Source organism: Borborobacter arsenicus, from assembly GCF_003934165.1.
Classification (GTDB): Bacteria; Pseudomonadota; Alphaproteobacteria; order Rhizobiales; family Rhizobiaceae; genus Pseudaminobacter; species Pseudaminobacter arsenicus.
Map to the genome: position 1 here is coordinate 230,961 of NZ_ML133508.1, position 26,609 is coordinate 257,569.

The 26,609-nt window shown below is 61.9% G+C and carries 19 protein-coding genes and 1 tRNA gene; 12 read left to right on the forward strand and 8 right to left on the reverse strand.

The features are described 5' to 3' along the window. Positions 1 to 13 precede the first annotated feature (13 nt). Both EET67_RS01150 and EET67_RS01155 read right to left on the reverse strand, forming a co-directional pair. Positions 14 to 1,291 (reverse strand): hypothetical protein, encoded by a 1,278-nt coding sequence (locus EET67_RS01150; protein WP_128624362.1) that lies wholly within the window; start codon positions 1,289 to 1,291, stop codon positions 14 to 16. A 318-nt stretch (positions 1,292 to 1,609) separates the two neighbouring features. Further along, positions 1,610 to 1,685: transfer RNA gene (locus EET67_RS01155), tRNA-Thr, on the reverse strand. A gap of 331 nt (positions 1,686 to 2,016) precedes the next feature. Between EET67_RS01155 and EET67_RS01160 the strand changes: the two genes are divergently transcribed. Further along, positions 2,017 to 3,045: a hypothetical protein gene (locus tag EET67_RS01160; protein WP_128624363.1), complete on the forward strand. Its 1,029-nt coding sequence runs from the start codon at positions 2,017 to 2,019 to the stop codon at positions 3,043 to 3,045. Between the two features lie 17 nt (positions 3,046 to 3,062). Here EET67_RS01160 and EET67_RS01165 read toward each other — a convergent pair whose 3' ends face one another. Both EET67_RS01165 and EET67_RS01170 read right to left on the reverse strand, forming a co-directional pair. Continuing rightward, a complete protein-coding gene (locus EET67_RS01165) occupies positions 3,063 to 4,664 on the reverse strand; it encodes a cisplatin damage response ATP-dependent DNA ligase (RefSeq protein WP_128624364.1) in 1,602 nt (533 codons plus the stop codon). Between the two features lie 2 nt (positions 4,665 to 4,666). After that, on the reverse strand, positions 4,667 to 5,677 hold the full coding sequence (locus EET67_RS01170; RefSeq protein ID WP_128624365.1) for a ligase-associated DNA damage response exonuclease: 1,011 nt from the start codon (positions 5,675 to 5,677) through the stop codon (positions 4,667 to 4,669). A 122-nt stretch (positions 5,678 to 5,799) separates the two neighbouring features. Here EET67_RS01170 and EET67_RS01175 point away from each other — a divergent pair, with 122 nt between their 5' ends. Beyond that, the gene (locus tag EET67_RS01175; protein WP_128624666.1) at positions 5,800 to 8,313 is read left to right on the forward strand and encodes a ligase-associated DNA damage response DEXH box helicase; all 2,514 of its coding nucleotides are present in this window, start codon (positions 5,800 to 5,802) and stop codon (positions 8,311 to 8,313) included. After that, a complete protein-coding gene (gene pdeM / locus EET67_RS01180; protein ID WP_128624366.1) occupies positions 8,310 to 9,011 on the forward strand; it encodes a ligase-associated DNA damage response endonuclease PdeM in 702 nt (233 codons plus the stop codon). Before EET67_RS01175 ends, pdeM begins: the two co-directional genes overlap by 4 nt. Here the strand turns inward: pdeM and EET67_RS01185 are convergent. From EET67_RS01185 to EET67_RS01195, 3 genes are all read right to left on the reverse strand, one after another. After that, the gene (locus tag EET67_RS01185) at positions 9,008 to 9,802 is read right to left on the reverse strand and encodes a TIGR02186 family protein (RefSeq protein WP_128624367.1); all 795 of its coding nucleotides are present in this window, start codon (positions 9,800 to 9,802) and stop codon (positions 9,008 to 9,010) included. The genes pdeM and EET67_RS01185 overlap by 4 nt on opposite strands. Beyond that, positions 9,799 to 10,728: a sulfite exporter TauE/SafE family protein gene (locus tag EET67_RS01190; protein WP_128624368.1), complete on the reverse strand. Its 930-nt coding sequence runs from the start codon at positions 10,726 to 10,728 to the stop codon at positions 9,799 to 9,801. The genes EET67_RS01185 and EET67_RS01190 overlap by 4 nt, the downstream gene beginning before the upstream one ends. Positions 10,729 to 10,909: 181 nt before the next feature. Next, positions 10,910 to 14,656: a peptidoglycan-binding protein gene (locus EET67_RS01195; protein ID WP_128624369.1), complete on the reverse strand. Its 3,747-nt coding sequence runs from the start codon at positions 14,654 to 14,656 to the stop codon at positions 10,910 to 10,912. A gap of 404 nt (positions 14,657 to 15,060) precedes the next feature. Between EET67_RS01195 and EET67_RS01200 the strand changes: the two genes are divergently transcribed. The 9 genes from EET67_RS01200 (at position 15,061) to EET67_RS01240 (ending at position 24,942) form a co-directional block, all read left to right on the forward strand. After that, positions 15,061 to 15,525 carry a MerR family transcriptional regulator gene (locus EET67_RS01200; RefSeq protein WP_165899746.1) on the forward strand — a complete coding sequence of 155 codons (465 nt, stop codon included), beginning with the start codon at positions 15,061 to 15,063 and terminating at the stop codon, positions 15,523 to 15,525. A 235-nt stretch (positions 15,526 to 15,760) separates the two neighbouring features. After that, positions 15,761 to 17,548, forward strand: a complete 1,788-nt coding sequence (locus EET67_RS01205) for an acyl-CoA dehydrogenase C-terminal domain-containing protein (RefSeq protein ID WP_128624370.1) — start codon at positions 15,761 to 15,763, stop codon at positions 17,546 to 17,548. A gap of 17 nt (positions 17,549 to 17,565) precedes the next feature. After that, the gene (locus tag EET67_RS01210; protein ID WP_128624371.1) at positions 17,566 to 18,738 is read left to right on the forward strand and encodes an acyl-CoA dehydrogenase family protein; all 1,173 of its coding nucleotides are present in this window, start codon (positions 17,566 to 17,568) and stop codon (positions 18,736 to 18,738) included. Positions 18,739 to 18,949: 211 nt separating this feature from the next. Then, positions 18,950 to 20,158 (forward strand): acetyl-CoA C-acetyltransferase, encoded by a 1,209-nt coding sequence (locus tag EET67_RS01215; protein WP_128624372.1) that lies wholly within the window; start codon positions 18,950 to 18,952, stop codon positions 20,156 to 20,158. Between the two features lie 196 nt (positions 20,159 to 20,354). Beyond that, positions 20,355 to 22,577, forward strand: a complete 2,223-nt coding sequence (locus EET67_RS01220; protein WP_128624373.1) for an FAD-dependent oxidoreductase — start codon at positions 20,355 to 20,357, stop codon at positions 22,575 to 22,577. 21 nt (positions 22,578 to 22,598) lie between these two features. Then, positions 22,599 to 22,907: a DUF2218 domain-containing protein gene (locus EET67_RS01225; protein ID WP_128624374.1), complete on the forward strand. Its 309-nt coding sequence runs from the start codon at positions 22,599 to 22,601 to the stop codon at positions 22,905 to 22,907. Positions 22,908 to 22,916: 9 nt separating this feature from the next. Beyond that, a complete protein-coding gene (locus EET67_RS01230) occupies positions 22,917 to 23,480 on the forward strand; it encodes a thioesterase family protein (protein ID WP_128624375.1) in 564 nt (187 codons plus the stop codon). Between the two features lie 68 nt (positions 23,481 to 23,548). Continuing rightward, a complete protein-coding gene (locus tag EET67_RS01235; RefSeq protein ID WP_128624376.1) occupies positions 23,549 to 24,199 on the forward strand; it encodes a S24 family peptidase in 651 nt (216 codons plus the stop codon). 8 nt (positions 24,200 to 24,207) lie between these two features. After that, the gene (locus EET67_RS01240; protein WP_128624377.1) at positions 24,208 to 24,942 is read left to right on the forward strand and encodes a thermonuclease family protein; all 735 of its coding nucleotides are present in this window, start codon (positions 24,208 to 24,210) and stop codon (positions 24,940 to 24,942) included. Here EET67_RS01240 and EET67_RS01245 read toward each other — a convergent pair. Continuing rightward, positions 24,908 to 26,557, reverse strand: coding sequence for a lysine--tRNA ligase (locus tag EET67_RS01245; RefSeq protein WP_128624378.1), 1,650 nt, complete (start codon positions 26,555 to 26,557; stop codon positions 24,908 to 24,910). The genes EET67_RS01240 and EET67_RS01245 overlap by 35 nt on opposite strands. Positions 26,558 to 26,609: the final 52 nt, after the last annotated feature.

Here is a 26,609-nt window from a genome sequence, read left to right on the forward strand (position 1 = left end):
GTTGCTTCGATGGTCAGGGTGATGACTTGGGGTGTGAGGCCGTACGTCTGGCAGCGGGTGCCTCCATCACCATCAGCACGAAGAGCGATGCAAGCATGCCGTGCGTGAGCAGCATTGTTAAAAAATCTGTTCCGGTGAACATAGTCATCATCTGGACGGCGAGCATTGCCGCAACCAAAGGCAGCCCCAAATATCGCCCGTAAGTGTTGAGGAAGGCAATCACCAATCCCACACAGATCGAATAGGCGACCATCCCCCAAAGACCAGCTTGGGCGAAACCATTTCCAATGAAGCCGGTATTTGCAGCAGTGGCGGGATTCTGAAAGAATTCCTTACCTATCAGATTCGCTGGCGGCAGTTCATAGGGAGAGGAAATCATGCCCATGGTCAGTCGTGAGGCAGACCAATAGTATCGTGGGTTGTCCCAGAAAAACTCTATATGATTGAAATCCAGAAGGGCGGGAACCATAAACCCGCGCTTTACGATTATATCAACGAACCATCCCCAAATGGATCCGGCTCCCACCATGAAGTACATGGCAGCGTCTATGAAGCCGATTAAAAATATGATCATAAGGACGATCAGGACCCTGGAAAATTGGGGTGATCTGGTCAGCACAAAATAGATTCCCAAAGCCACCATTGGGTAAAGCAGAACTCCTCGATGGCTGACAAATCCATACAGCAAAATAGAAGAGATTATCATCACGATAACGACCGTGTATCTTCTGGTCATCAGACCAATCACGGCGCCCATGGGTATTATAATCTTTGAAAAAATCGTAGATAGATAAGCAAAAATTCCAGGAATGTTTTCAGCCGCAGTATCTCTGAAATCGTAAACGCGCGAAATGTTGAGATTGAAGTTTTTAAATCCGGCAACATATGCCATGATTAAAATATAAAATATAGTCAGAATTACCATGATGCGCATGATTGCGTTGGCGCTAAGCTTGGCAATTCTAATTCTTCGTAATGGTATTGCGCTTACAAAATACACAATAAGGCAGGCAAGCCCTATGGAGAAGGCAATATAATTAGGCTTGTCCGCCAAAGCGTACATCACGGCCGATGGCACGATATAAGTTGCCAGGAGGAGATTGAGAAAAAAGCCCCTGGCGCTCCCGTCCGCTGGTGTTAACAGAACGAAGGTGGCGAGAGCGAGAGATGAAGCAACGAGTTTGGCGCCGTTTGGCTGATCTGGAAAACCTATATAGCCGGCTGCCGGGGAAACGTAATAAGCGTAAAGGCCCGAAAGCATCGAGAACACGATGAAGTAAGGGATGAGCATTTTTACTCTCCCTCGATTCGCCATTGTTTACGCCCCTGGACCACACTCGATCGGTGCCGACTTTATCGGCTATCGCGGCTCATTCGCACATCCACTCCGGCACTTCAAGTGAAGCGGCTGAATCCGCCAACCGCGCCAGATTTTGATGCAATGAGGCCGTGAGGCTCCCTTTGGGTCACGAAGATTGGAGGACGGAAATCGCCAGGTCGGGCATCGAGACTGGTGTAAAAAGTTGGGTTTTGCCCCTTTGGGTATGAGACCCAAAACCGCTTTAGCGCGCTGTTTACGGTGTAGATTGCTGTTTTTATTGGGAGATTTTGGTGCCGCTTGCGTGACTCGAACACGCGACCCCATCATTACGAATGATGTGCTCTACCAACTGAGCTAAAGCGGCGACCGGACGCTATATTAACCGCGCCGAAGGCGAGGGCGTGATAGCTTCATTGCGCGGCAAATTCAAGACGCCATCATGAGGATTTACCAGAGGTTCGTCAGGCGAGGTCCAAGACAGCGTATTCAGAGTCAAAATTGACGGCGGGCTCGTGATCCGCGTCTGCATGGCAAGGCCATTGAAGGCGGTAAAAAACGCCTGCCATGTAACTTTACGGGGAAAAACGGGATTCATCGCCCGATTCACATGACATAATGCCTGTCCGGGGCGTTGCCTGATGCGTCGGCTGCGTCTAACCATCTGTCGATACAGGCTGAAATCGTGGGGAAACGGTTTGGATGCTATCGAAAAGGCGATCCGAAACGCCTTCGAAAAGGGAAACGCCGAGGATCGGGACTTTCGCGAGAAGGTCTATCGCTCAGCCTTTGCGGCGCTGGACCGGGCGCTGAAGGCGAGCCCCACGCTGACCGTCGAAGCGGCCATCAACCGCCGCAAGGCGCTGCAGGCGACGATAACGCAAATCGAATCGGAATTCGTTCCCGTTGTGCCGGCGGTCGAGCCGATCGCCTCCCGGTCGCAATCCGAACCGCGGCTGGACGACATTCGGCCGCAGCGCGACGAAGGCCCCGTGCTGGACGCGCCGCGCAAGGCAGCGAGACCGGCCAGCGCAGCCGTTGCGGTCGAGGGTGAGCGCATCGAAACCCGGGCGCGCAGGAAGCGGCGGATTTTTCCCCGTCTTTTCATCGGTGCCACACTTCTGGCAGCGATCGTGATCGGCGGCTGGTGGGCCTTCCAGACCGGCCTGCTCAAGACCCCGGCCGAGCGCGATACCAGCATTCCGAACCCGCCGCAGAGCGTCCAGGACGAAGACTATATCCCCGAAAACGAGGCCGCGCCGATCGCGCCGGGCCAGGCGGACCCCGACCGTGACTGGATCAACGTCTTCTCGACCGCCGACGCTGCGATGGTGAGCTCGCCGGGTGAAACCACGGCAGAAGTTATGCAGGATGAATCCGGCAGCTTCCTGCGCATACGCTCAGGCAAATCCGGGTCGGCGATCCTGTTCGATATCGGTCAGGGCGTGCTTGAGCAACTGGCCGGCAAGACGGCCACATTCGATATCGTCGCCCGCGCCGAGGAAGGCAAGGAAACCGAAATGTCGGTGGATTGCAATTTCGGCGAACTGGGCGATTGCGGGCGCAAGCGCTATGCGGTCGGCTACGAGAAGGGCGACTATCTGTTCGAGGTCGATTTCAGCGGCAAGCAGCCCGGTGCCGGCGGCACCATCGCGATCAACTCTGACTTTGCCAATGAGGGCAAGGCAGTCGATATCTACGAAATCAAGGTGTCCGTGTCGCAGTAGGCTGCCGTCACCGGCTTTCAATCCAGCAAGGCTTGCAGCGTCTCGATCCGGTCGGCTTCATGCGGCGGCTTGTCCCAGCGCAGCCGGGAAATGCGCGGAAAGCGCATCGCCACGCCCGACTTGTGCCGTGTCGAACGGTTCAGCCCCTCGAAGGCCACTTCCAGCACCAGCCCATGGCTGCGATCGGCACGTACTGAGCGCACCGGCCCGAAACGCTCCACCGTATTGTCGCGCACGAATTTGTCGATCTGGCGCAATTCCTCGTCGGTGAAGCCGAAATAGGCCTTGCCGACCGGCACCAGCTCGCCGGCGCCTTCAGGGCCCGACCAGACGCCGAACGTATAGTCGGAATAGAAGCTCGAGCGCTTGCCATGGCCGCGCTGCGCATACATCAGCACGGCATCGACGGTGAAGGGATCGCGCTTCCATTTGAACCAGGGTCCCTTGGGGCGGCCTGCCAGATAGGGCGAGTTGCAGGCCTTGAGCATGACGCCTTCGATCACCGGATGCGGTGGGTTGCGGCGCATGTCTTCGAGCGCCTGCCAGTCGGCGAAAGGCACCAGCGGCGAAAGGTCGAAGCGAGCCAGATCGAGTTGTGCCACGAAGCTTTCCAGCCGCATGCGCCGCTCCGCGAAGGGCAGGCTCCGCAGATCCTCCTCTCCTTCCTGCAGCAGGTCGTAGCAGCGCACGAAGACCGGATACCGCGCCTGGATCTTTGCCGAGACGGCCTTGCGGTTCAGCCTTTGCTGGAGGTCGGAGAATGTGCCGGTCTCCCGCTGCGGATCGCCGACCAGCAATTCGCCGTCCAGCACGCCTTCGAAATCCATGCTTGCCGCAAGATCGGGGAAGGCAGGCGAGACGTCGTCGCCGGTGCGCGAATAAAGCCGACGCATGCCGCCTTCGCAAACCGCCTGCACGCGGATACCGTCCCATTTCCATTCGGCGGCGTAATTAGCCGGGTCGAGCTTTTCGAGATCTCCGTCACCGACCGGATTGGACAGCATGACCGGCCGAAACAGCGCCTTTGCCGTTTTTTCCGGGCGTTCAGCCTTGCCCTCGAGCCAGGCGAAAAGCTCGCCATAGGGTGGCTTGAGACCGTGCCACAATTCTTCGATCTCGGTGACGTCCACGGGGCCGAGATCGGCCACCGCCTGTTTGGCAAGCCTTGCCGAAACGCCGATGCGCAGGCCGCCTGTCACCAGCTTGAGGATGGCATAGCGGGCCGAAATATCGGCCCGGTCGAGCAGGTTCGCCACGATGCTGGGGCCATCCGACCGGCTTGCTGTCTGAAGCGCACTGACCACATCAGCAAGCGTGGGTGTGTGGTTGTCCTCAAGCGCTCGGGGTGGATCGGGCCAGACCAGCGAGACGGTTTCGGCGAGGTCGCCGACATAGTCGTAGGAATAGCCGAACAGCACCGGGTCCATGCGTTCGGAAATCAGCATGCGCAGCATCGCCGGCTTCACCGCCGCAATCGAAAGGTCGCCGGTGATCGCCGCCAGTGCCAGCCCGCGATCGGGGTCTTCGGTCGCGCGGAAATAGTCGGTCAGCAGGGTGAGCTTGCCATTGCGCGAAGGTGTCAGCACCAGCCGGTCGAGTAGTTCGGCAAAGCGGTTCATGCTCAATCGCCCTCGTCTTCATAGCCGACGAGATGCAGCGGCCTTGCGGCAATGCCGTTCAATTCGCACCAGCGCACCAGCGCTTCCTCGCGGCCATGGGTTACCCATACTTCCGAGGCGCCGGTCCCGGTGATGGTCTCAGTCAGCTCGTCCCAGTCGGAATGGTCCGAGATGATCAGCGGCAGTTCCACGCCGCGCTGCCGGGCACGCTGGCGGATGCGCATCCAGCCCGAGGCGAAGCAGGCGACCGGATCGGGGAAGCGCCGCGCCCAGCGGTCGGCGAATGCCGCCGGCGGGCCGACAATGATCTCGCCGGCGAAGTCGCCCTTCGTGCCCGTTTCGACCGTTGCCGGCTCAAGCGTACCGAGGGCGACGCCTTGGCTCTCGTAATAGTCGCAGAGCTTTGCCAGCGCGCCATGGATGAAGATGGTCCGGTCATAGCCGGCGTCGCGTAGCAGCCTTATCACGCGCTGCGCCTTGCCGAGCGCATAGGCGCCGACGAGATGGGCGCGCTGCGGAAACTGCTCGACCGACTTCAGAAGCCGCGCAATCTCCTCGCGGTCGGATGGATGTTTGAAAACTGGCAGCCCGAACGTAGCCTCGGTGATGAAAACATCGCATTGGATCGGCACGAAGGCCGCGCAAGTCGGGTCCGGGTGGCGCTTGTAATCGCCCGAGGCAACGATGCAGGTGCCGTTCTGCTCGACGGCGATCTGCGCCGAGCCAAGCACATGGCCGGCCGGATGGAACGTCACGCCGACGTCGCCGATCGCCAGTCTCTCCCCAAGCTTTGCCGCCTGCGTCGTGCCGGCAAAATCGCTGCCATAGCGCAATCCCATGATGTCGAGCGTCTCCGCCGTAGCCAGCACCGAGCCATGGCCGGCGCGTGCGTGGTCTGAATGGCCATGGGTGATCAGCGCTCGGTCCACCGGCCTGATCGGATCGATGTAGAAATCGCCGGGCGGGCAATAGAGGCCTTCGGGGCGGGGATGGAGCAGATCGCGTGCGCGCATGCGTCCAAGATAGTGACTTGCAGCGCACAGAAAAGCCCGGATGAACGCAGGGACCGAAAAATGATCCCGTTTTGTTCCCAAAGTGGCTTGGCGGCTATCGTGCGGCGCGCTACCTGTCTTGCGTGAATATCGAGGCGTACCCACAAAGAGAGTTGAACGCGCTGCTGCCGCAGCGCTTCCAGAACTGGTTTGCCTTGCGCGGCTGGGCGCCGCGGCCGCACCAGTTCGAACTGCTCGCCCGCGCCCAGGCCGGCCATTCAGTGCTTTTGATCGCACCGACCGGTGCCGGCAAGACGCTGGCCGGCTTCCTGCCGACGCTGGTCGATCTTGAGGCACGACCCAAGCGCCGGCCGGGTGGGGCGCATCGCGGCATCCACACGCTCTATATCTCGCCGCTCAAGGCGCTGGCGGTCGATATCGAGCGCAATCTGGGCAAGCCGGTCAGCGAAATGGGCCTGCCGGTTGCGATGGAGACGCGAACCGGCGACACGCCGGCGCACAAGCGGCAGCGCCAGAAGCTTGTGCCGCCCGATATTTTGATGACCACGCCGGAGCAATTGGCGCTGCTGATTGCCGGCTCGGATGCACAGCGCTTTTTCGCCGATCTGCGCTATGTCGTGCTCGACGAGTTGCATTCGCTGGTCACGTCCAAGCGCGGCCATCTGCTGGCGCTGGGGTTGGCGCGGCTGCGCAGCCTCGTTCCGGGTCTTCAGGCGATCGGTCTGTCCGCCACCGTCTCCGACCCGGACGAATTGCGCCGCTGGCTGGTCAGCCAAAACCCGCCCGGCAACATGGCCGATCTCATCACCGTTTCAGGCGGCGCCAAGCCCGAGATCACCATTCTCGATTCGGACGAGCATGTGCCCTGGTCCGGCCATTCGGCACGCTATGCCGTTCCCGAAATCTATGAGGCGGTGAAGAAGCACCGCACGACGCTGCTGTTCGTCAATACGCGCAGCCAGGCCGAATTCCTGTTCCAGGAATTGTGGCGGGTCAACGACGACAATCTGCCGATCGCGCTTCACCACGGCTCGCTCGATGTCAGCCAGCGCCGCCGTGTCGAAAAGGCGATGGAGACCAATTCGCTGCGCGCCATCGTCGCCACCTCCACGCTCGATCTCGGCATCGACTGGGGCGATGTCGATCTGGTCATCCATGTCGGTGCGCCGAAGGGGGCGAGCCGGCTTGCACAGCGCATCGGTCGTTCCAATCACCGCATGGACGAGCCGAGCCGGGCGATCCTCATCCCGGCCAATCGCTTCGAGGTTCTGGAATGCCGTGCCGCCCTTGAGGCCAACTATCTCGGCGCGCAGGACACGCCGCCGCTGGTCGATGGCGCGCTCGATGTGCTGGCCCAGCATGTGCTGGGCAGCGCCTGCGGCGCGCCGTTCAATGCTGATCTGCTCTATGACGAGATCAGGAGCGCCGCGTCCTACATCAATCTCGATCGCCATACCTTCGACCGGGTCATCGATTTCGTTGCCACAGGCGGCTATGCGTTGCGCGGCTATGAGCGCTATGCGCGCATCCGCCTGACGAAGGAAGGCCTGTGGCGGGTCAGCCATCCGCGCGTCGCCCAGCAATACCGGCTCAATGTCGGCACCATCATCGAAGTGCCGGCGCTGAATGTGCGCTATGTTCGGCAGGGCAGGGGTGCCGTCGGTCGCGGCGGGCCCACGCTCGGCAAGATCGAGGAAGCCTTTCTGGAAACGCTCGTGCCGGGCGACACGTTCCTGTTTGCCGGCAAGGTGCTGCGCTTCGAGGGCATTCGCGAGAATGAATGCTTCGTCTCGAACGCCCCCGGCAGGGATGCCAAGGTTCCCTATTATGGCGGCGGCAAGTTTCCGCTCTCCACCTATCTGGCAGGCGAGGTGCGTGCCATGCTGGCCGATCCAGACCGCTGGAAGCGGTTGCCCGATCAGGTGGCCGACTGGCTACGTATGCAGGCCGACAAGTCCGCGCTGCCGAGGCGTGAGGATCTGCTGGTGGAGACCTTCGCACGCGGCGAGCGCCATTACATGGTCGCTTATCCCTTCGAGGGCAGGCTGGCGCACCAGACATTGGGCATGCTGTTGACCCGTCGTCTGGAGCGCGCGGGTGCAGGCCCCTTGGGCTTCGTGGCGACCGACTATGCGCTGGCCATCTGGGCGCTCGGCGACATGGGGCACATGTTCCAGCGCCGGCAATTGCCTCTTGCGGAGCTTTTCGATGAAGACATGCTGGGTGACGACCTCGAGGCGTGGCTCGCCGACAGCTGGATGCTCAAGCGCACCTTCCGCGCCTGCGCACTGATTTCCGGCCTGATCGAAAAGCGCCACCCCGGCCAGGAAAAGAGCGGCCGGCAGGTGACGGTCTCGGCCGACCTCATCTACGACGTGCTTCGCGCCCACGAGCCGGACCACATTCTGCTGCAGGCGACCCGAACCGATGCGGCCGCGGGCTTGCTCGATGTCAGGAGACTGGCCGAGATGCTCTCGCGCATTCGCGGTCGAATCATGCATAAACATCTGGAGCGCATTTCGCCGCTGGCCGTGCCGATCATGCTTGAGGTCGGCAAGGAGCCTGTCTACGGCGCGGCGAGTGACTCGCTGCTTCTGGAAGCGGCGGACCTGATCGAGGAAGCTATGGGCGAATGAGAACCGCGGCCCGGACACAAAGCGAGGCGATAGTGATTGCCGGCGAGCGTGTCGTCTGCGATCCGCGCGGCGTGCTCTACATGCCCGACATGGAATTGCTGGTCGTTTCCGACCTGCATCTGGAGAAGGGGTCTTCCCTTGCCCGGCGCGGATCGCTGTTGCCCCCCTACGACACCGCAGCCACCTTGCAGCGGCTTCAGGCGGTGATTGCGGACTATGCGCCAAGGCGCGTCGTCAGCCTAGGTGACAGCTTCCATGACGGCGAGGGCGCGGCACGCCTGCCCGAAATCTTCCGGTCACGACTGGAAGTCCTGATGGATGGCCGTGACTGGTACTGGGTCGCCGGCAATCACGACCCGCAGCCGCCGGACGGCGTTTCGGGACGGACAGTGCAGGAGATTGCCATCGGCGGGCTGACCTTCCGCCATGAACCATCCGCTCATCCGATCGAGGGGGAGATCGCGGGCCATCTCCACCCTTGTGCGCGCATCGTCCAGCGTGGGCGCTCGGTGCGGCGGCGTTGCTTTGCCAGCGATGGCAGTCGCGTGGTCATGCCTGCCTTCGGCGCCTATACCGGCTCTCTCAACGTGCTGGACCGCGCCTATCACGGCTTGTTCAGCTGGCCGGATTTCCGGGCCTATATGCTTGGCTCCAGCCGTGTCTTCGCGATTGCCGGCGCACTGCTTCGGCCGGGTTAATCCTTGCGGAATACCAAGCGGCCGATCCAGCCCGTCAGCATGGCAAGCAGGACGGCGAAGATGCCGAACCAGAAGGCATGGTTGTTGGCGAAGCGATAGATCGTCTGCTCGAAGCCGGACTTGTAGATGGCAAGTTGCGCCGAGGTTTCCTTAACGAAGACGCCACTGCGGAACAGGAAGGCTCGGGCGCGGTGGGTGCCGACCGGCACATTGGGGGCAAGCGAAACCGTGGCGCGGAACAGATTTGCCGAGAGAAACTGCACGCCGCCGATGCGCTCGCTATAAAGGCCCACGGCCTTCTTGCGGTCGCGCAGGGCGGCGGTGAATTCCTCGATGGTCGCCGGGCTGCTTTCGGTGTCGTCCGACACCCTGATGTGCAGATTGTCTGCGCCGAGTGACAGCTGCCTGTAACTGGCGGGCTGGGTGATGTCGCGCATCGCCCTTGTCGTGGCGACGGAATAGGAAACCGGCACATTCTCGAAGGTCTCGGATTGGGTGTTGATCCACATGCCGAGTACGCGATCCTTGCGCCTCACGACCACAGGGCGCGCGGGCCCTTCCAGCACCACGATGACATCGTAGCGACCCTGCCGGTTGATCAGCGGATCGGCATTTTCGATGGCGCCGAAAATGGTAAGGTCGGCGCCGGAAAAATCGGTGGTGATGGCGACACGGTCGGTTGACAGGCCGATCTGGATATTTTCCGGGGCGGGTTCCTGGGCAAGCGCTGCTGCCATCCCGCCCCAGGCGGCGCATAGTGACAGGGCCAGCATCGCGGCGGCGCGCCTCATATATGCCCCCCGCCAATGCCGCTGAGGGAATAGATGTCCTGGGGCCGTACGAACAGGTCGAAGGCAAGCCTGAGCGCCACGGCAAGCACCAGCAGCGCCAGCAATGCGCGAAGCTGTTCACCACGCAGCTTCTGGCCTGCCTTGGCGCCATATTGCGCGCCGGCCACGCCGCCGATCATCAACACGAAGGCCAGCACGATGTCGACGGTCTGGTTGGTCGTCGAATGGACGATGGTGGTGTAGGCGGCAACGAAAATGATCTGGAACAGCGACGTGCCGACAACGACATTGGTCGGCACTTTCAGCAGGTAGATCAGGGCCGGCACCATTATGAAGCCGCCCCCGACGCCCATGATCGACGACAGGAAGCCGATGCCTGCGCCAAGCACCAGGACCGGGATCACACTGACGAAAAGTTTCGAGGCGCGAAACCGCATCTTCAGCGGCAGACGGTGAATCCAATTGTGCTGACCCGGTTTCTTCAGCGCCGGCGCCACGCCGCTTTTGCTGCGGCGGATGGCGTTCAGGCTCTCGATCATCATCAGCGAGCCGACAGTGCCCAGGAGCGCCACGTAAAGCAGCGAGATGAACAGGTCCAATTGTCCGATGCTGCGCAGCAAGGCAAAGACGTAGATGCCGGCCGTCGATCCGACGATGCCGCCAATCAAAAGCATCGTACCGAGCTTGAAGTCGAGCGTGCCGCGCTTGAGATGGGCCAGGGCTCCCGAAAACGACGAAGCGATGACCTGGTTGGCGCCGGTGGCCACCGCGATTGCCGGCGGGATGTTGTAGAAGATCAAGAGCGGGGTGATGAGGAAGCCGCCACCGACGCCGAACATGCCGGAGAGAAAGCCGACTGCCGCGCCCATGGCGAGCAGGACAATCACATTTGCCGACAGTTCCGCGATCGGGAGATAGATGCCCACCCGTTAAACTCTACACCATTTGCCCGCCGACGAGGCCGTCCCTCGCCCTCGCTCGTTACCGTGCTCTTGCGCCGAGATTACGGCGGAAAATCAGACTTCCGTACAGTCTAAAACAAAAAGCATGTCAACAGGTTAATGGAGCAGAGGCGGACAGGTCGTCCCGGAAACGACAGGCCGGCGGTCATTTGCGCGCCAGCAGGGCGCGAACGACCTTTTCATTGACCTCGCCGGTGGGTTCCATGTCGTTGTCCTTCTGGAACGCGGCGATAGCGGTCTTGGTCTTTTCACCGAGCACGCCGTCGGCATTGCCGGCATCGTAACCGTTCTTGTTGAGTATGGCCTGGATGTTGCGGACCGCCTTCTTCATGTCGATGCTGGCGGTCGTCGTCGGGCTCTCCTGCCACGCTTCGGGGATCTCGACCGAATTGGCCAGGGCGTTGAGCGGCTTGGGCTTCCACAATTCGGTTGCGGCGCGGGCGCGTTCCAACTGCTCGGGCCGCAGCGAGTTGGCGATCTCGTCGCGCTTGGCGGCGGCATCCTTGTCGCCGGTCTTGGCGACGAGGGCAAACCATTTGTAGGATTCTTCAAGGCTCTGGGCCATGCCGACGCCCTTGGCCGCCAGGATGCCGAGATTGTATTGGCTGTCCTTGACGCCGAGTTCGGCCGCCTGGATGAACCAGCGCGTTGCCGATTCATTGTCGGTCGTGCCGTCGGCGCCCATGGCGAACAGCACGGCGAGGTTATGCATGGCGCTGGCATTGCCCTGCGCGGCGGCGAGCTGGTACCAGGTCTTGGCTTTCTCGATGTCGCGCTCGACGCCGAGGCCCTTCTCGTAGAAATTGCCGATACGATACTGCGCCGGAGCAAAGCCCAGCTCAGCCGATTTCTCGTACCATTTGGCCGCTGCCGCCATGTCGGAGGTAACACCCCTTCCATCCGCATAGCGCGAACCGACCTCGAACAGGGCCTTGGCATCGCCGGCGTTCGCCGCGTCGCGCAGCGGGATCGGTCCTGCTTCCAGCGGCACGCTGATGGCCGGAGCGGCTGCCTGGGTAGGAGCCGCCTCATTCGGCACGAGCGGTGCGGTGGCTGCAATCGGATCGGCCTCCAAGGCGCCGTCCGCCTTGGGTGCGGCCGAGGCCGTGTCGACTTCCGATGATGTGGGAGCGGCGGCTGGTTCCACAGACGGTGACGCCGCCATCTCGGCCGATTGTTCAGCCGGGTCGGTGAGGGTGTTGGCGGTAATGGATCCGTCTTCGGCACCGAGGCTGTCCATCGGTTCGTCAGCTGCAGCGGCGGCAGTTTCAATGTGTTCCTGAGAAATGGCCGGTGCAGGCACGGTCTCTGCCATTTCGGTGTCATCCGCCAGAAACGCCTTGCCCAGTTGCAGGCCGGCAAGCGCCATCATGATTGCGGCTGCCGCCATCAGGATCGGCTTGCGTCGCGCCTTGAGAAGATCGCCTACGCGCAGCGCCCGCACCGGCCCCTTGATGTCGGAGTGACGCTTGAGCGCTTCGGCTTCGGCCGCCGCTGCCTGCGCCGCGCGGCGAGCGGCAGCGATGAAGTCGGATTTCGCGGCATCGGTCTCGGCCTGCCGGCCCGTCTGTCCACGCTCATCGCGCACGCGCTTCATGATGGCGTTGAGATCGGGTGCGCCCGAGCCGGGTGTCAGCGGACGGTTTGCCAGTTTCGGATCTAGCGGCTCGTCGAGATCGACGGCCGGAACATCGTCCACCGGAAGCGTTTCCGGTTCCGCCGGCATTGCGGCGGCATGGCCTTTTCTGCTGAAAACACGTGCCAGCCCGCTGAGCATCGAGCGTGAACGGGCCTCGGGCTCGTCATCCGCGATGGTATCGGAATCAAGTGCGGCGGCCGCGGCCGCGACTGCTGCTTCGGCCGGCGTCCTGGCTACCACCTGCGGAGCGGCCTCGGCGATATCGGAGCGATCGAGATCGCCGAGGTCGTCGAAAAGCGGGAGGCTGTCCTCGACGACGAGCGAGGGTGTGTCCTGAGCCGCCATCTTGCGCAACGGAGCGCGCGGGGCTACCTCCGGCGCAGCCTCCGAACCATTACCCTGTTCGAGCGAACCGAGCCGGTCGACGATCTTCAGCAGCGTATCGTGGATTGCTTCGAAGGTTCTGGCGTTGCGCTCATCCGACCGGCGCGTCAAAGTCTCCAGCGCCTTCAGGTCCTCCGCGAGGCCGGAGACGGCTTCGGTCTGCATCTGCGAGCCGCCGAACGAGTGCACGGCATTTTCAGCGGCCTGCCGGGCGGCTTCGAGGATGGCGTCGTGGCTGCCTGCAATCGATCTTTCGATCTCGTTAAGGCGAGGCCCGATGTCTTCGAACTCGGGCAGGGGAGCCGATGGGCGCGCCAGATGTTCTGTCAACCCGGCGACCTGCGCTTCCAGGTTGCGGATAAGGTCGGGGTCGACGCCGGAATATTGGCTGGCGGAGTGGTCGAGCCGGTTGGAAATAGCCTCGAGGCGCGCCTCCAGGCTACGAATGGTATCGTTGTCCGACAGATCCGGCTTGCGGCTTTCGATCCTTTCGGCAAGCGCGCCGAAGCGGGCATCGATCGCCTGCATGATGCCTTCATTGTCGAAGGCCGAGGTCGCGGCGCGCTGGTCGAGCCGCGCTGCCACTTCCTCAAGCCGCTGTTCGAGGTCGCGAAAGAGCATGTTGCCATGTTCGAGCGCATCGTCCTGACGCCGCTCGATCACGCTGGCGAGCAGGTCGAAGCGCTTCTCCACGCCCTGGAAAATATAGTCGGCATCCGCTGCCGCCGGTGCCCGGTCGATCTTTTCGGCAATGCTGCCGATCTGATTGGCCAGACGCTCGACCGCCTGCTCCGGCAGATGGATCTGTGCGGTGATTTCGTCGACGCGCCGGGACAGAAGATTGAGACGATCCATGACCTCGGCGTTTGGCCGCTGGTCGCCTGCAACCTCTTCGATCTGATGGGCTAGCGAGACAATTCGGGCCTCGATTCGTTCGAATGGCTCGGGGTCGAAATTCGGCATCTTCGCTGCTGCCGTGGAAGCCACGATGGCCCGTGAAATTTCGTCCAGCCGCTCTTCGATCAGGCCGAGCGTGGTTGCATCGCCATGTTCCTGCTGGCGTGCGAAATGGTCGACGGCGCCTGCCAGCGCGCGCACTTTCTCTTCCAGCGAGCGAAGCGACAGCGATTCAGGCAGGTTGCTGACCGCGTCGCTGATCTGCTCCAGCCGCGCGGTAAGTGTGGCCAGAGCCGGGTCCTGCATCCGGCCGGTGGAAACACGATCTTCGAAATCCGACCAGCGGCGATCGAAATCGTCCCAGCGCCGATCGACCGACAGCACGGTCTCCTCGCGCGCCAATGTGTCGAGTGCTTTCCTGACCTGCTCGACTTCCAGGCGCAACATATTGATGCTCTTGTCGTCGCTGCGCTCGGAGAGGGAATTGATGGCGCTGGACAGCCTTTCGAATTCGAGGCCCAGTTCGCTTGCCCCCCTTGCGGTGCCTGTCGAATAGGCGCGCCCCATATCCTGGCGCAGCGCTTCGAATTCGCGCCGCATGCCCGATGTGACCTGCTGGCGCAATTCTTCGCGCAATTGCTGCAGCTCATCGGCGATCTTGCCGAAGGCCGCCACCCCGTCTTCCTGGCTGCGTACCCGCTGAAGGTCACGGGCAATCGCCTGATAGGAAGGACCAGTCGAGAGGGAGGTGCGCGCATTGGTAGCCGCTACTCTCTCATCGGCAGGCGGGTTCGGCAGGTCGGTGGAATTTCCTCCGGTCCGCGTGCGATCGTAAGCGTCGGAGGGCGCTTGTGAATGGCCGATCCGCTGTTCGAGATTTGCCAGCGATCGGTTCAGGTCTTCAAGCGTCGTATACGGCCTGCGCGGCCTGCCGGCGTTCAGTGATTCCAGATAGGAGCGCTTGCTGTTCATTGAAACGTCCGTTCGCCAGTTCTGGTTGGTCTCAAAAGTCCTTCGGGGGCCGGACGCGGGCCGTCTGCGAAAGGCGGCAGAACAAGACTTCCCCCACGCTGCGGAAGGCCATGAATAATTTCGTTAGGAGACTCTTCACGACCACCCGACACGCCCACATTTCACCCAACGTGGTAAACAACGCGTTAACCAAGCTTACCGATATGAAAAGCATAGTGCAGCAGAACGGCTGGCATCGATTGCGCGCTTGCAACGTGAAACGGGCGAGCTTATATATCAGTCTTACGTAAACGTAAGCGGTTTGCTTGGGCGGCTGGCTTGCGTATCCAGGAAGGCACGACTGGAAGCGACATCCCCCCAAAGCTTCCATTCCGGCATTCCTGCGGATGCCACGGGGAAAGCAAATGACCATGAAACTCGTCAAGGTCGGCGAAAACGCTGTTGCCGACGATAGTGCAGACAATGCGGCCGATCATGACCTTGCCCGCATTGGCGATATTGCGAAGAAATACGGCGTAACTCTGCGCACCTTGCGCTTCTACGAAGACAAGGGCCTGTTAACTCCGAAACGCGAAGGCAGCACACGGCTTTATTCGCGTCGCGAGGAAGCAAGGCTGAAGCTGATCCTGCTAGGTCGCAAGGTCGGGTTCTCATTGCGCGACGTCAAGCAGATGCTGGATCTGTACGATCCGAAAGGTGCCAACACCAAGCAGCTGCGCTTGACGCTTGAGAAGTCGGAAAAGCAACTCCAGCGTCTCACGAAGCAACGCCAGGCCATCGATGAAGCCATCGAGGAGTTGACGGCCGGCATGACGCTCGTGGGGGAGATGCTAGGCGCTCGTCCAGTGCCGGTTGCAGCCAACGGCTGACCCGCTTAGCGGCACAAGGCCACGTCGACATCACGCCGTGCGAGGCAGCAGCCTCGCGCGGCGTTTTGCGCATGCGCAGACGAAAAGGTAGTTGTGCCACGGGGCCTCGCGGAAAAATTGCAGTTGCCCAAAATTGACGTTTACGCAAACGTCAATTACTGCTATGCCGCATGACAAGAGCGGGCTGATGCCTGAACCGGGCGTCGGCGCCGCATGATTGCTGCGGAGGATCAAGATGCCGTCATACAGGGCGCCGGTTGCAGACACGCTTTTTGTGCTGAAGGATGTGCTGGGCTACGAGCGCTACAGCAATCTGGCCGGCTTCTCCGATGCATCGCCGGACGTCCTCGACGCAATCCTTGCCGAAGGCGCCAAACTTGCCGAAAACGCGCTCCAGCCAACCAACCGCGCCGGCGACATCGAAGGCTGCGTGCGCCATGACGATGGCTCGGTGACCACGCCGAAGTCTTTCAGGCAGGCCTATGAGCAATATCGCGATGGCGGCTGGGTGGGGCTTGCCGTTCCTGCCGAACATGGCGGGCAGGGCCTGCCCTATGCGGTGCATTCGGCGGTCGGCGAATACATGTCCTCGGCCAATATGGCGCTGATGATGTATCCGGGCCTGACGCAGGGCGCGATCGCCGCGATCCTCGCCCATGGCTCCGACGAGCAGAAACAGAAATACCTGCCGCGCATGGTCGAAGGGACCTGGACCGGAACCATGAACCTGACCGAGCCGCATTGCGGCACCGATCTCGGCCTGCTGCGCACCAAGGCGGTACCAAATGGCGATGGCAGTTACAGGATTTCCGGGCAGAAGATTTTCATTTCCGCCGGAGAGCACGACCTGGCCGACAACATCATCCATCTGGTGCTCGCCCGCATCGAGGGTGCGCCGGAGGGGGTCAAGGGCATCTCACTGTTCATCGTGCCGAAGGTACTGGACGATGAAGATGGCCGGCGCAATGGCGTTTCCTGCGGCTCCATCGAGGAGAAGATGGGCATTCACGGCAACGCCACCTGCGTCATGAATTACGACGAGGCGACCGGCTATCTGCTCGGGCCCGAGCATGGCGGCCTGAAGGCCATGTTCACCATGATGAACGAGGCGCGTCTCGGCGTTGCCCTGCAGGGCCTGGCGGTCTCCGAAGCCGCCTATCAGAACGCCGTCGCCTATGCGAAGGAGCGTTTGCAGGGCCGCTCGCTGTCGGGCGCCAAGGCTCCCGACAGACCGGCCGACCCGATCATCGTCCATCCCGATATCCGCCGGGCGCTGATGATCATGAAGGCCTTCAATGAGGCCGGCCGCGCGCTGATGCTGGCGACGGCACTCAATTCAGACATCGCCCATCGTTCGCCGGACGAAGCCGAGCGGCAGGCGGCCGACGATCAACTCTCGCTGTTGACGCCTGTTCTCAAGGGCGTGCTGACCGACAAGGGCTTCGACCATGCGGTGATGGCACAGCAGGTGTTCGGTGGCCATGGCTATATCGAAGAACACGGCATGAGCCAGTTCGTGCGCGATGCCCGCATCGCCATGATCTATGAAGGTGCCAACGGCATCCAGGCGCTCGATCTCGTCGGCCGCAAGCTGGCGCAAAATGGCGGCAGCGCCGTGCAGGCCTTCTTCAAGGAAGTCGGCGATTTCTGCGAGGAAAACCGTGCCGACGAGAAGATGGCGCCCTACACCAAGGCGCTCAAGAAAGGTCTGAACGACCTGCAGGCCGCTACCATGTGGCTGATGCAGAACGCCATCCAGAAGCCGGACAATGCCGGCGCCGCCTCCACCGACTACATGCATCTCTTCGGCCTTGTCGCGCTTGGCCATATGTGGGGCCGCATGGTCAAGGCCGCGCAGGAAAAGCTTGCCGCCGGCGCGGGCGATGCCGCTTCCTTCTACGAGAACAAGCTTGTCACCGGCAGCTATTTCATGGAGCGTATCATGCCGGAGACGGCAACCCGTCTGGCGCGCATCTCAAGCGGAGCCGATACAATGATGGCGCTGCCGGCGGAGGCGTTCTGACGTCGCGAAGGGAGAGCGTGTTGACCAACCCAGGCGAAATCCTCGGCCTGCCCAAGCCCGGCTGGATGTCGGAAGACGTCGCCATGCTCTACGACATGGCGACGAAATTCCTGGAAGCCGAGATTGCGCCGCGCTACGAGGAATTCGAGAAGGCTGAGAGCTTCGATCGCGACAGTTGGCGCAAGGCCGGTGCGGCGGGGCTGCTTTGCGCCTCCATGCCGGAGGCATATGGCGGTTCGGGCGGCACATTTGCACATGAAAGCGCCATCATGGAAGCCATTTCCCATGTCGGGGTGGACGGCTTCGGCATCGCGCTGCACAGTTCCATCGTCGCGCCCTACATCCTCCTCTACGGGTCGGAGGAGCAGAAGCGCAAATGGCTGCCGAGGATGGCGACCGGCGAACTGATCGGCGCCATCGCCATGACCGAGCCCGGTGCTGGATCTGACCTGCAGGGCGTCAAGACCAGTGCCGTCAAGGACGGCAACCATTATCTGATCAACGGCTCCAAGACCTTTATCACCAACGGCCAGCTTGCCAATCTCATCATCGTCGTCACCAAGACCGATCCGTCCAAGGGCGCGAAGGGAACGTCCCTGATCGTTGTCGAAACCGACGAGGTCGAGGGCTTCGAGCGCGGCCGCAACCTCGACAAGATCGGCCTGAAATCCAACGACACGTCCGAACTCTTCTTCAACGATGTGCGGGTGCCGACGGCAAACCTGCTCGGGGCGGAGGAAGGGCAGGGCTTCGTCCAGCTCATGCAGCAATTGCCGCAGGAGCGCCTGCAGATCGGGGCGACCGCAATTGCCGCCGTCGAGCGCGCACTGGCGCTGACCATCGACTATGTCAAGGAGCGCAAGGCCTTCGGCAAGGCGGTGATCGACTTCCAGAACACGCAGTTCAGGCTGGCCGAACTGAAGACGGAAGCCACCATTGGCCGCGTCTTTTACAATGATTGCGTTGCCCGCCACCTCGCCGGCGGGCTCGATCCGGTTACCGCCTCCATGGCCAAATACTGGCTCTCCGACCTTCAGGGCAAGGTCGTGGATGAGTGCCTGCAATTGCATGGCGGCTATGGCTATATGAATGAATATCCGATTGCGCGCATGTATCGCGACGCCCGTGTACAGCGCATCTATGGCGGCACTAACGAGATCATGAAGCTGTTGATCGCGCGGAGCTTGTGACGAGGAAAGTTGAACCACCCCGCTCCAGCCCTTCTGGCCACCTCTCCCCTTGCCTGGGGGAGAGGAAAGGCGCCCAGCTTGCGGCCGGCACTTCCTCTCCCCCGTTGATCGGGGGAGAGGTGTCGAGGCGAAGCCGAGACGGAGTGGGGGTCGATTGATGCAAGCGAAGCTATGGTGGTTCCGCCCGGTTTCGCCTTAGAGGAGAGAAAATATGGCTGACGCTTTTGTCTATGACGCCGTGCGCACCCCGCGCGGGCGCGGCAAGAAGGACGGCGCGCTGCATGAAGTTCCGGCGGTGCGGCTTGCGGCCCGCACGCTGGAAGCCCTGCGCGACCGCAACGGGCTGGACACCGGCACGGTCGACGACATCATCTTCGGCTGCGTCGATCCGGTCGGCGAGGCGGGCTCGGTCATTCCGCGCGCCGCCGCCTTCGAGGCCGGCTATGACACCAAGGCGCCCGGCATGCAGATTTCGCGCTTCTGCGCCTCGGGTCTCGATTCCATCAATCTCGGTGCGGCCAAGATCGCCCAGGGCGCCGACGATATCGTGATCGCGGGCGGGGTGGAAAGCATGAGCCGTGTCGGCATGGGCATGTCGGGCGGCTCATGGTTCATGGACCCGTCGGTCGGCCTGCCGGCCTGGTTCGTGCCGCAGGGCATTTCGGCGGATCTCATCGCCACCAAATACGGCTTTTCCCGCGACGACGTCGATGCCTATGCGGTGGAAAGCCAGAAGCGCGCCGCCCATTCCTGGGAAAAGGGCTATTTCAAGAAGTCCGTCATCCCGGTGAAGGACCAGAACGGCCTCACCATTCTTGACCATGACGAGCATATGCGCCCCACCACCGACATGCAGTCGCTGGCAGCCCTCAACCCGTCCTTCGTCATGCCGGGCGAGATGGGCGGCTTTGACGCTGTGGCTGTCCAGAAGCACCCGGAGGTCGAGGCGGTCAACCACGTCCACCATGCGGGCAACTCCTCGGGCATCGTCGATGGCGCAGGGGCGGTTCTGCTCGGGTCCAAGAAGGCCGGCAAGGCGATGGGGCTCAAGCCCCGTGCGCGCATCCGCGCCTTCGCCAATATCGGCTCGGAGCCGGTGCTGATGCTGACCGGCCCAGTCGACGTCACCGAAAAGCTGCTGAAGCGGGCGAAGATGAAGCTGTCCGACATCGACCTGTTCGAGCTCAACGAAGCCTTCGCCGCGGTCGTACTGCGCTATATCCAGGCCTTCGACATTCCCGGCGACAAGATCAACGTCAATGGCGGGGCGATCGCCATGGGCCATCCGCTCGGCGCCACCGGTGCCATGATCTTCGGCACGGTGCTGGACGAGCTGGAGCGGCGCGACCTCAACACGGCGCTGGTCACGCTCTGCATCGGCGCCGGCATGGGCACCGCGACGATCATCGAGCGGGTCTAGCCACCTCTTACCCTCCCCCTTGTGGGGAGGGTCGGCGCGTTAGCGCCGGGGTGAGGGCTATGATGAAGTACGGAGCCTCTTACCCCCACCCCGCTCGTTTCGCTCGCGACCCTCCCCACAAGGGGGAGGGTAAGCCAGTCGCCACCGTCGCGCCCCGCGCTGACGCCACCGGATTTTCAAGGAGGGAACCACTCCAATGGCTGACTACAAGAACTTCACCGTCGAAACCGATGCCGATGGCATCGCCCTCGTCACCTGGGACATGCCGGACCGCTCGATGAATGTCTTCACCGAGCAGGTGATGTCGGAACTCGACAGTATCGTCGATCAGGTCACGGCCGATGTCGCCGTCAAGGGTGCGGTCATCACCTCGGGCAAGGAGACCTTCTCCGGCGGCGCCGATCTTGCCATGCTGCAGAAGATGCTGGGCCTGTTCCAGAAGGAAAATTCGCGCGATCCCGATCATGCGATCAGGCTGCTGTTCGACAATGTCGGCCGCATGGGCCAGCTCTTCCGCAAGCTGGAGACCTGCGGCAAGCCCTGGGTCTCGGCGATCAACGGCACCTGCATGGGCGGCGCCTTCGAAATGTCGCTTGCCTGCCACGGTCGCATCGCGGCCGACTCGGATGCGGTCAAGATGGCGCTGCCGGAGGTCAAGGTTGGCATCTTCCCCGGCGCCGGCGGCACCCAGCGCGTGCCGCGCCTGACCGACCAGCAGCAGGCCCTGCAGATGCTGACCTCCGGCCAGAACCTGACGCCGCAGCGTGCCAAGGCGATGGGGCTGATCCATGAGATCGCCGAGCCGAAGAAACTGGTCGCCGCCGCCAAGGCGATGATCAAGGGCGGGCTGAAGCCGGTCCAGCCCTGGGACGAGAAGGGCTTCAAGCTGCCGGGCGGTCCGATCTATTCGGCGGCCGGCGCCAATCTGTGGCCGCCGGCAATCGCCATCCTGCGCCGCGAAACCTATGGCAATTATCCGGCCGCAAGCGCGATCCTGAAATGCGTCTATGAAGGCCTGCTGGTGCCCTTCGACACCGGTTTGAAGATCGAGCAGCGCTATTTCACCGAGATCCTGCGGACGAAAGAAGCAGCGATGATGATCCGCTCGCTCTTCGTGTCGCTGCAGGAACTCAACAAGGGCGCGCGCCGGCCCGAAGGCGTTCCGCCAACGAAGTTCAGGAAGATCGGCATCATCGGCGCCGGCTTCATGGGCGCCGGCATTGCCTATGTGACGGCCAAGGCCGGCATCCCCGTAGTGCTCATCGACCGCGACATGGAGGCTGCCGAAAAGGGCAAGGCGCATTCCGACAAGCTGGTCTCGGAGCAGATCAAGAAGGGGCGTGCCAAGGCCGAGGATAAAGAGCGGCTGCTGTCGCTGATCACACCCAGCGCCGACTATGCCGACCTTGCCGGCAGCGATCTCGTCATCGAGGCGGTGTTCGAGGATTCCGAGGTCAAAAAGGCGACGACCGAAAAGGCCGAGGCCGCGCTGAAGCCGTCATCCGTCTTTGCTTCCAATACCTCGACTATCCCGATCACCAGCCTGGCCAAGAACTCCGCCCGGCCGAAGAACTTCGTCGGCATCCACTTCTTCTCGCCTGTCGACAAGATGATGCTGGTTGAAATCATCCTCGGCAAGAAGACCGGCGAGAAGGCGCTTGCGGTTGCCATCGACTATGTCCGCGCCATTAAGAAGACGCCGATCGTCGTCAACGACACGCGCGGCTTCTATGTCAATCGCTGCGTGCTGCGCTATATGTCGGAAGCCTTCAAGATGCTGATTGAGGGCGTGCCGGCCGCCATGATCGAGAATGCGGCGCGTGCTGCCGGCATGCCGGTAGGCCCGCTGGCGCTGACCGACGAGACGGCGATCGATCTTGCCCAGAAGATCATGAAGCAGACCATCCGCGATCTTGGCGAGAAGGCGGTCGATCCCGAGCAGATGAAGCTCATCGACACGATGGTCGACACCCATGGCCGCTTCGGCCGCAAGAACGGCAAGGGCTTCTACGACTATCCGGAAAAACCGGCCAAGAAGCATCTGTGGCCGGGCCTGAAGGACCTCTACAAGCAGCGCAATCCCGACAAGATCGATTATGAGGAATTGAAGCAGCGCTTCCTCACCGTCATCGCGCTCGAGGCCGCTCGCGTCATGGAGGAGGGCATCGTCACCGACCCGCGCGAGGCCGATGTCGGCTCGATCCTCGCCTTCGGCTTCGCACCTTATACCGGCGGGGCCCTGTCCTATATCGACGGCATCGGGGCGAAGGAGTTCGTCCGCATCGCCAAGACCTTGCGCAAGAAATATGGTGCCGAATTCAAGGCGCCGAAGCTTCTTCTCGACATGGTTGAAAAGGGCGAAACCTTCTATCAGCGCTTCGATCCCTATGCGAAGGAAGAGGCGAAGAAGGCGGCATAGGTCGCCGAAAGGAAAGCAAAGATGGCGACATACAGGGGCAGTGCTGAAACGGCCAGCGCCAGCCGCTACCTCCAGCAATTATGCAAGCACTGGAGCCATAAATTCGCGGTCGAGTTCGATCCTGCGCATGGGCGGATCGAATTCGACCCGGAGACGGTCTGCGAGCTCGACGCAGGCATAGACCGCCTTTCGGTTCGCCTCGATGCCGCCGATCCGGAGCGGGCCGAGCGCATGAAGCAGGTGATTGCAGATCATCTGAAGCGCTTCGCCTTTCGCGAGGATTTCGTCCTGGCGTGGGACGCCGCCGCGCCCCGAGCCTCCGGCGTCTAGGCCAGACGGATGTATGTCTGGGCTCGCCTGGCCAGGATGGCGCTCACCACCAAGAGTCGCGGCAGGTTTGAGATGGGCGACAAGGGAAGGCTCGCCTTCCGCTGCCTGCCGACCGATATCGACATCAATTACCATCTCAACAATGCCCGCTACATGATGCTGGCCGATGTCGGGCGCATCGACCTCTTCCTGCGCGCCGGGCTGATCGCCAGCGCGCGGCGCAATGGCTGGGCGCCGATGCTCGGTGGCCTGCAGATCGTCTTCGTGCGCGAAATCAGGCTGTGGCGCCGGTTCGAGGTCGTCTCTACCATCGAGACTTGGGAGGGCACCCAGGTCATCGGGCGGCACGAATTCGTGCTTGTCAACGGTGAGACAGCGGCTGTGATACTGACCACGGCGGGCATCTATGACCGCCGCAGGCGCCGTTTCGTCCAAATCGAGGAATTGTTCGCTGCCCTCGGTTACAATGCCTCCCCCCGCGCGCCGACAGAGGCAGAGCGTGCCTTCATGGCGTCCCATGTGGGCCTGCGCGCAAACGCCAAGAGCGGTGATGGCCGGGAAGTCTCGTCTTGACGCTTCTGGACATCGCACCGACCTCGCGTTAAAGGTATATTTTCCTGTTTTGACGCGAGATCACGCCGATGCTTTCGCACGACCGGGTCTGGGCCGCCATCGATGCGCTGGCCGAACGCTACTCTTTGTCTGCCTCCGGGCTGGCCAAGAGGGCCGGACTGGATTCGACAGCCTTCAACAAATCGAAGCGGGCGTCCGCCGACGGAAGGCCGCGCTGGCCGTCGACCGAATCGCTTGCCAAGATCATTGAAGCGACCAATTCGTCGCTCGACGAGTTCATGAGCCTGCTTGAGGACCGCGCCTCTGCTGCCGACCGGCAGCTACCGGTTCAAAAACCGACTGTACCGCTGCTGGGTTTTGCCCAGGCCGGTGCCGGTGGGTTTTTCGATGATGCCGGCTTTCCGGCGGGCCAGGGCTGGGACCTGATCGAGCTTCCGGCCCAATCGACCGAGAATTCCTATGCGCTTGAAGTCCAGGGCGATTCCATGCTGCCGCTCTACCGGCATGGTGACGTGCTGATCGTCGATCCGGGAGTCCAGGTCCACAAGGGAGACCGTGTTGTCGTCAAGACGCATGGCGGCGAGGTCATGGCAAAGGTGCTGGCGCGCCGCACGCCAAAGATGATCGAGCTTCACTCGATCAATCCTGAGCATCCCGGCCGCAATCTCGCCGTAACCGATGTCGACTGGATGGCGCGCATCGTCTGGGCAAGCCAATAGGCGCGGTGATGCGTCCGGGTGTATTGGCCACCTCGATCGTGATGCTGCTCGGTGTCGGCCTTGCGATTCTGCGCGGCGGCGCGCTCATCACTGGGCAACAATCCGAAGCGACGATGGCAGACCAGCCGCCCGTTGCAGCTTCTCCCAAAACTGACAGGCCGCTGCCACCTCGGTCGCCTGCCCCCGAGCAGGACAAGCCGGAACCAACGCCCGATGTGACGCAACTGGAGCGCATCGCTCCACGCGAGCCGCTGGGCGATCTCGGATCGGCCGCCCCGCCTCGCCCGAAGAATGGAGGCACCATCCTCTACCAGCCGCTTTCGCCCGCTGCCGGAAAGATCGAGGCCATGGGCTATTCGATTGTGCTTGCAGGCATCGAACAGCCCGACCCTGAGGAAAGCTGCGATTTCGAGGGCAAGGCCTGGCCATGCGGTGCGCGGGCGCGCTCCGCCTTTCGGGCTTTCCTGCGTGGCCGCGCCGTCAATTGCGAGATCGCGCCGGAAGCGCAAAAGACGGCTTCCATCACCACGAGTTGCCGGCTGGGCAAGCAGGACGTCGCGGAGTGGCTGGTTGAGAACGGCTGGGCGCGCGCGGCACCGGGCGGTCCTTATGCCAGGCTTGCCGAAGATGCCCGCGCGCAGGGCAGGGGCCTTTATGGACCGCCGCCTGCCGCTGCCGCACCGCCAGTGGCGCTGCCGATACCCTCGATTACGCCAGCTGGCCCGCCAGAGCCTTTTCAATAAGCGCGCGCGTCTCTTCGATGCCATAAAGGGCGGCAAAGGACCCAAAGCGCGGGCCGCGCTCCTGGCCGATCAGCACTTGATAGATCATCTGGAAGAAGGCGACTGACACGCCGGGACCGCCTTCCGGGCTCTTTTTCGTGTGGTCCTGATAGCGTTCGATTTTACGCGCCACGTTGAGCGCCGCGTTCTGGATCTCCTCGCTGCCGGCGTTGGCAGGAAGTTCTGCAAGGCTTTCCGACAGGCTCTGGAGCGCCGCACGCTCGATCTCGTCTGGCGCCCGGTAGGATTTTTGCGGCTTCACGAAATCGTCGAAATAGCGGATCGCATAGCCGGCAAGCCGGTCGAGTTCGGGATGCGTCTGCGGTGTCACGCCTTCCGCATGGCGTGAGATGAAGCCCCAAAGCACATCCTTGTTCTGCGCATTCGAAGCGCTGACCAGGTTGAGCAGCAGCGAGAACGGCACCGGTAGGTCGATCCTGGGCGGATTGCCGTAATGCATGTGCCAGACCGGATTGCCGAGGCGGTTCTTCCAGTCCTGCCGCTGATAGGCCGACAAATAGGTGTAATATTCGTCCACCGCCTTGGGGATGACGTCGAAATAGAGCTTCTTGGCCGCCCTCGGCTTCTGGAACATATAGAGGCCGAGGCTTTCGGTTGGCGCATAGGTCAGCCATTCGTCGATGGTGAGCCCGTTTCCCTTGGACTTGGAGATTTTCTGGCCATTTTCGTCGAGAAACAGCTCATAAACGAAATGTTCCGGCGCCCTTCCGCCAAGAATTTCGCAAATACGGTCGTAAATCACCGCATTTGTCTGGTGATCCTTGCCAAACATCTCGAAATCCACGCCGAGAGCGGCCCAACGCATGCCGAAATCCGGCTTCCATTGCAGCTTCACCTTGCCGCCGGTGACGGGCAGCGTCGTTTCCTCGCCATCCTCGTCGTCAAAGGTGATGGTGCCGTTTTCAGCATCAACGTGCTTCATCGGCACGTAGAGTACGCGGCCCGACTTGGGCGAGATCGGCAGGAACGGACTGTAGGTCGCCTGGCGTTCCTCGCCAAGCGTCGGCAGCATCACCGCCATGATGTCGTCATAATGGGCGGCCGCGCGCAGCAGCACCTCATCGAAGCGGCCGGACTTGTAATATTCCGTTGCACTGGCGAATTCGTAGTCGAAGCCGAAAGTGTCGAGAAAGCGGCGCAGCATCGCATTGTTGTGATGGCCGAAGCTTTCATAATCGCCGCCGAACGGGTTCGGCACCGCAGTGAGCGGCATGTGCAGATAGGGCTCGAGTGCTGCGCGGTCCGGCACATTTTCGGGAATCTTGCGCATTCCGTCCATGTCGTCGGAAAAGCACAACAGCCGGGTCTTGACCTTGTCCTGCGTCAGCACGCGAAAGGCATGGCGCACCATCGAGGTGCGCGCGACCTCGCCGAATGTGCCGATATGCGGCAGGCCGGAGGGGCCGTAGCCGGTTTCGAACAGGACGGTCTCGGGAAATTCGCCGCCTTTGTAGCGGGCCACGATTTTTCGCGCTTCCTCGAAGGGCCAGGCTTTGCTTTCGGCTGAAGCGGCCAGAACCTCGGGGTTGAGTTCGCTGATATGTGGGCCCGTCATGTCATTGTTCCTGCATCCATCGCCGGCCAGAGCCGACGCGCCTGCTCTAAGG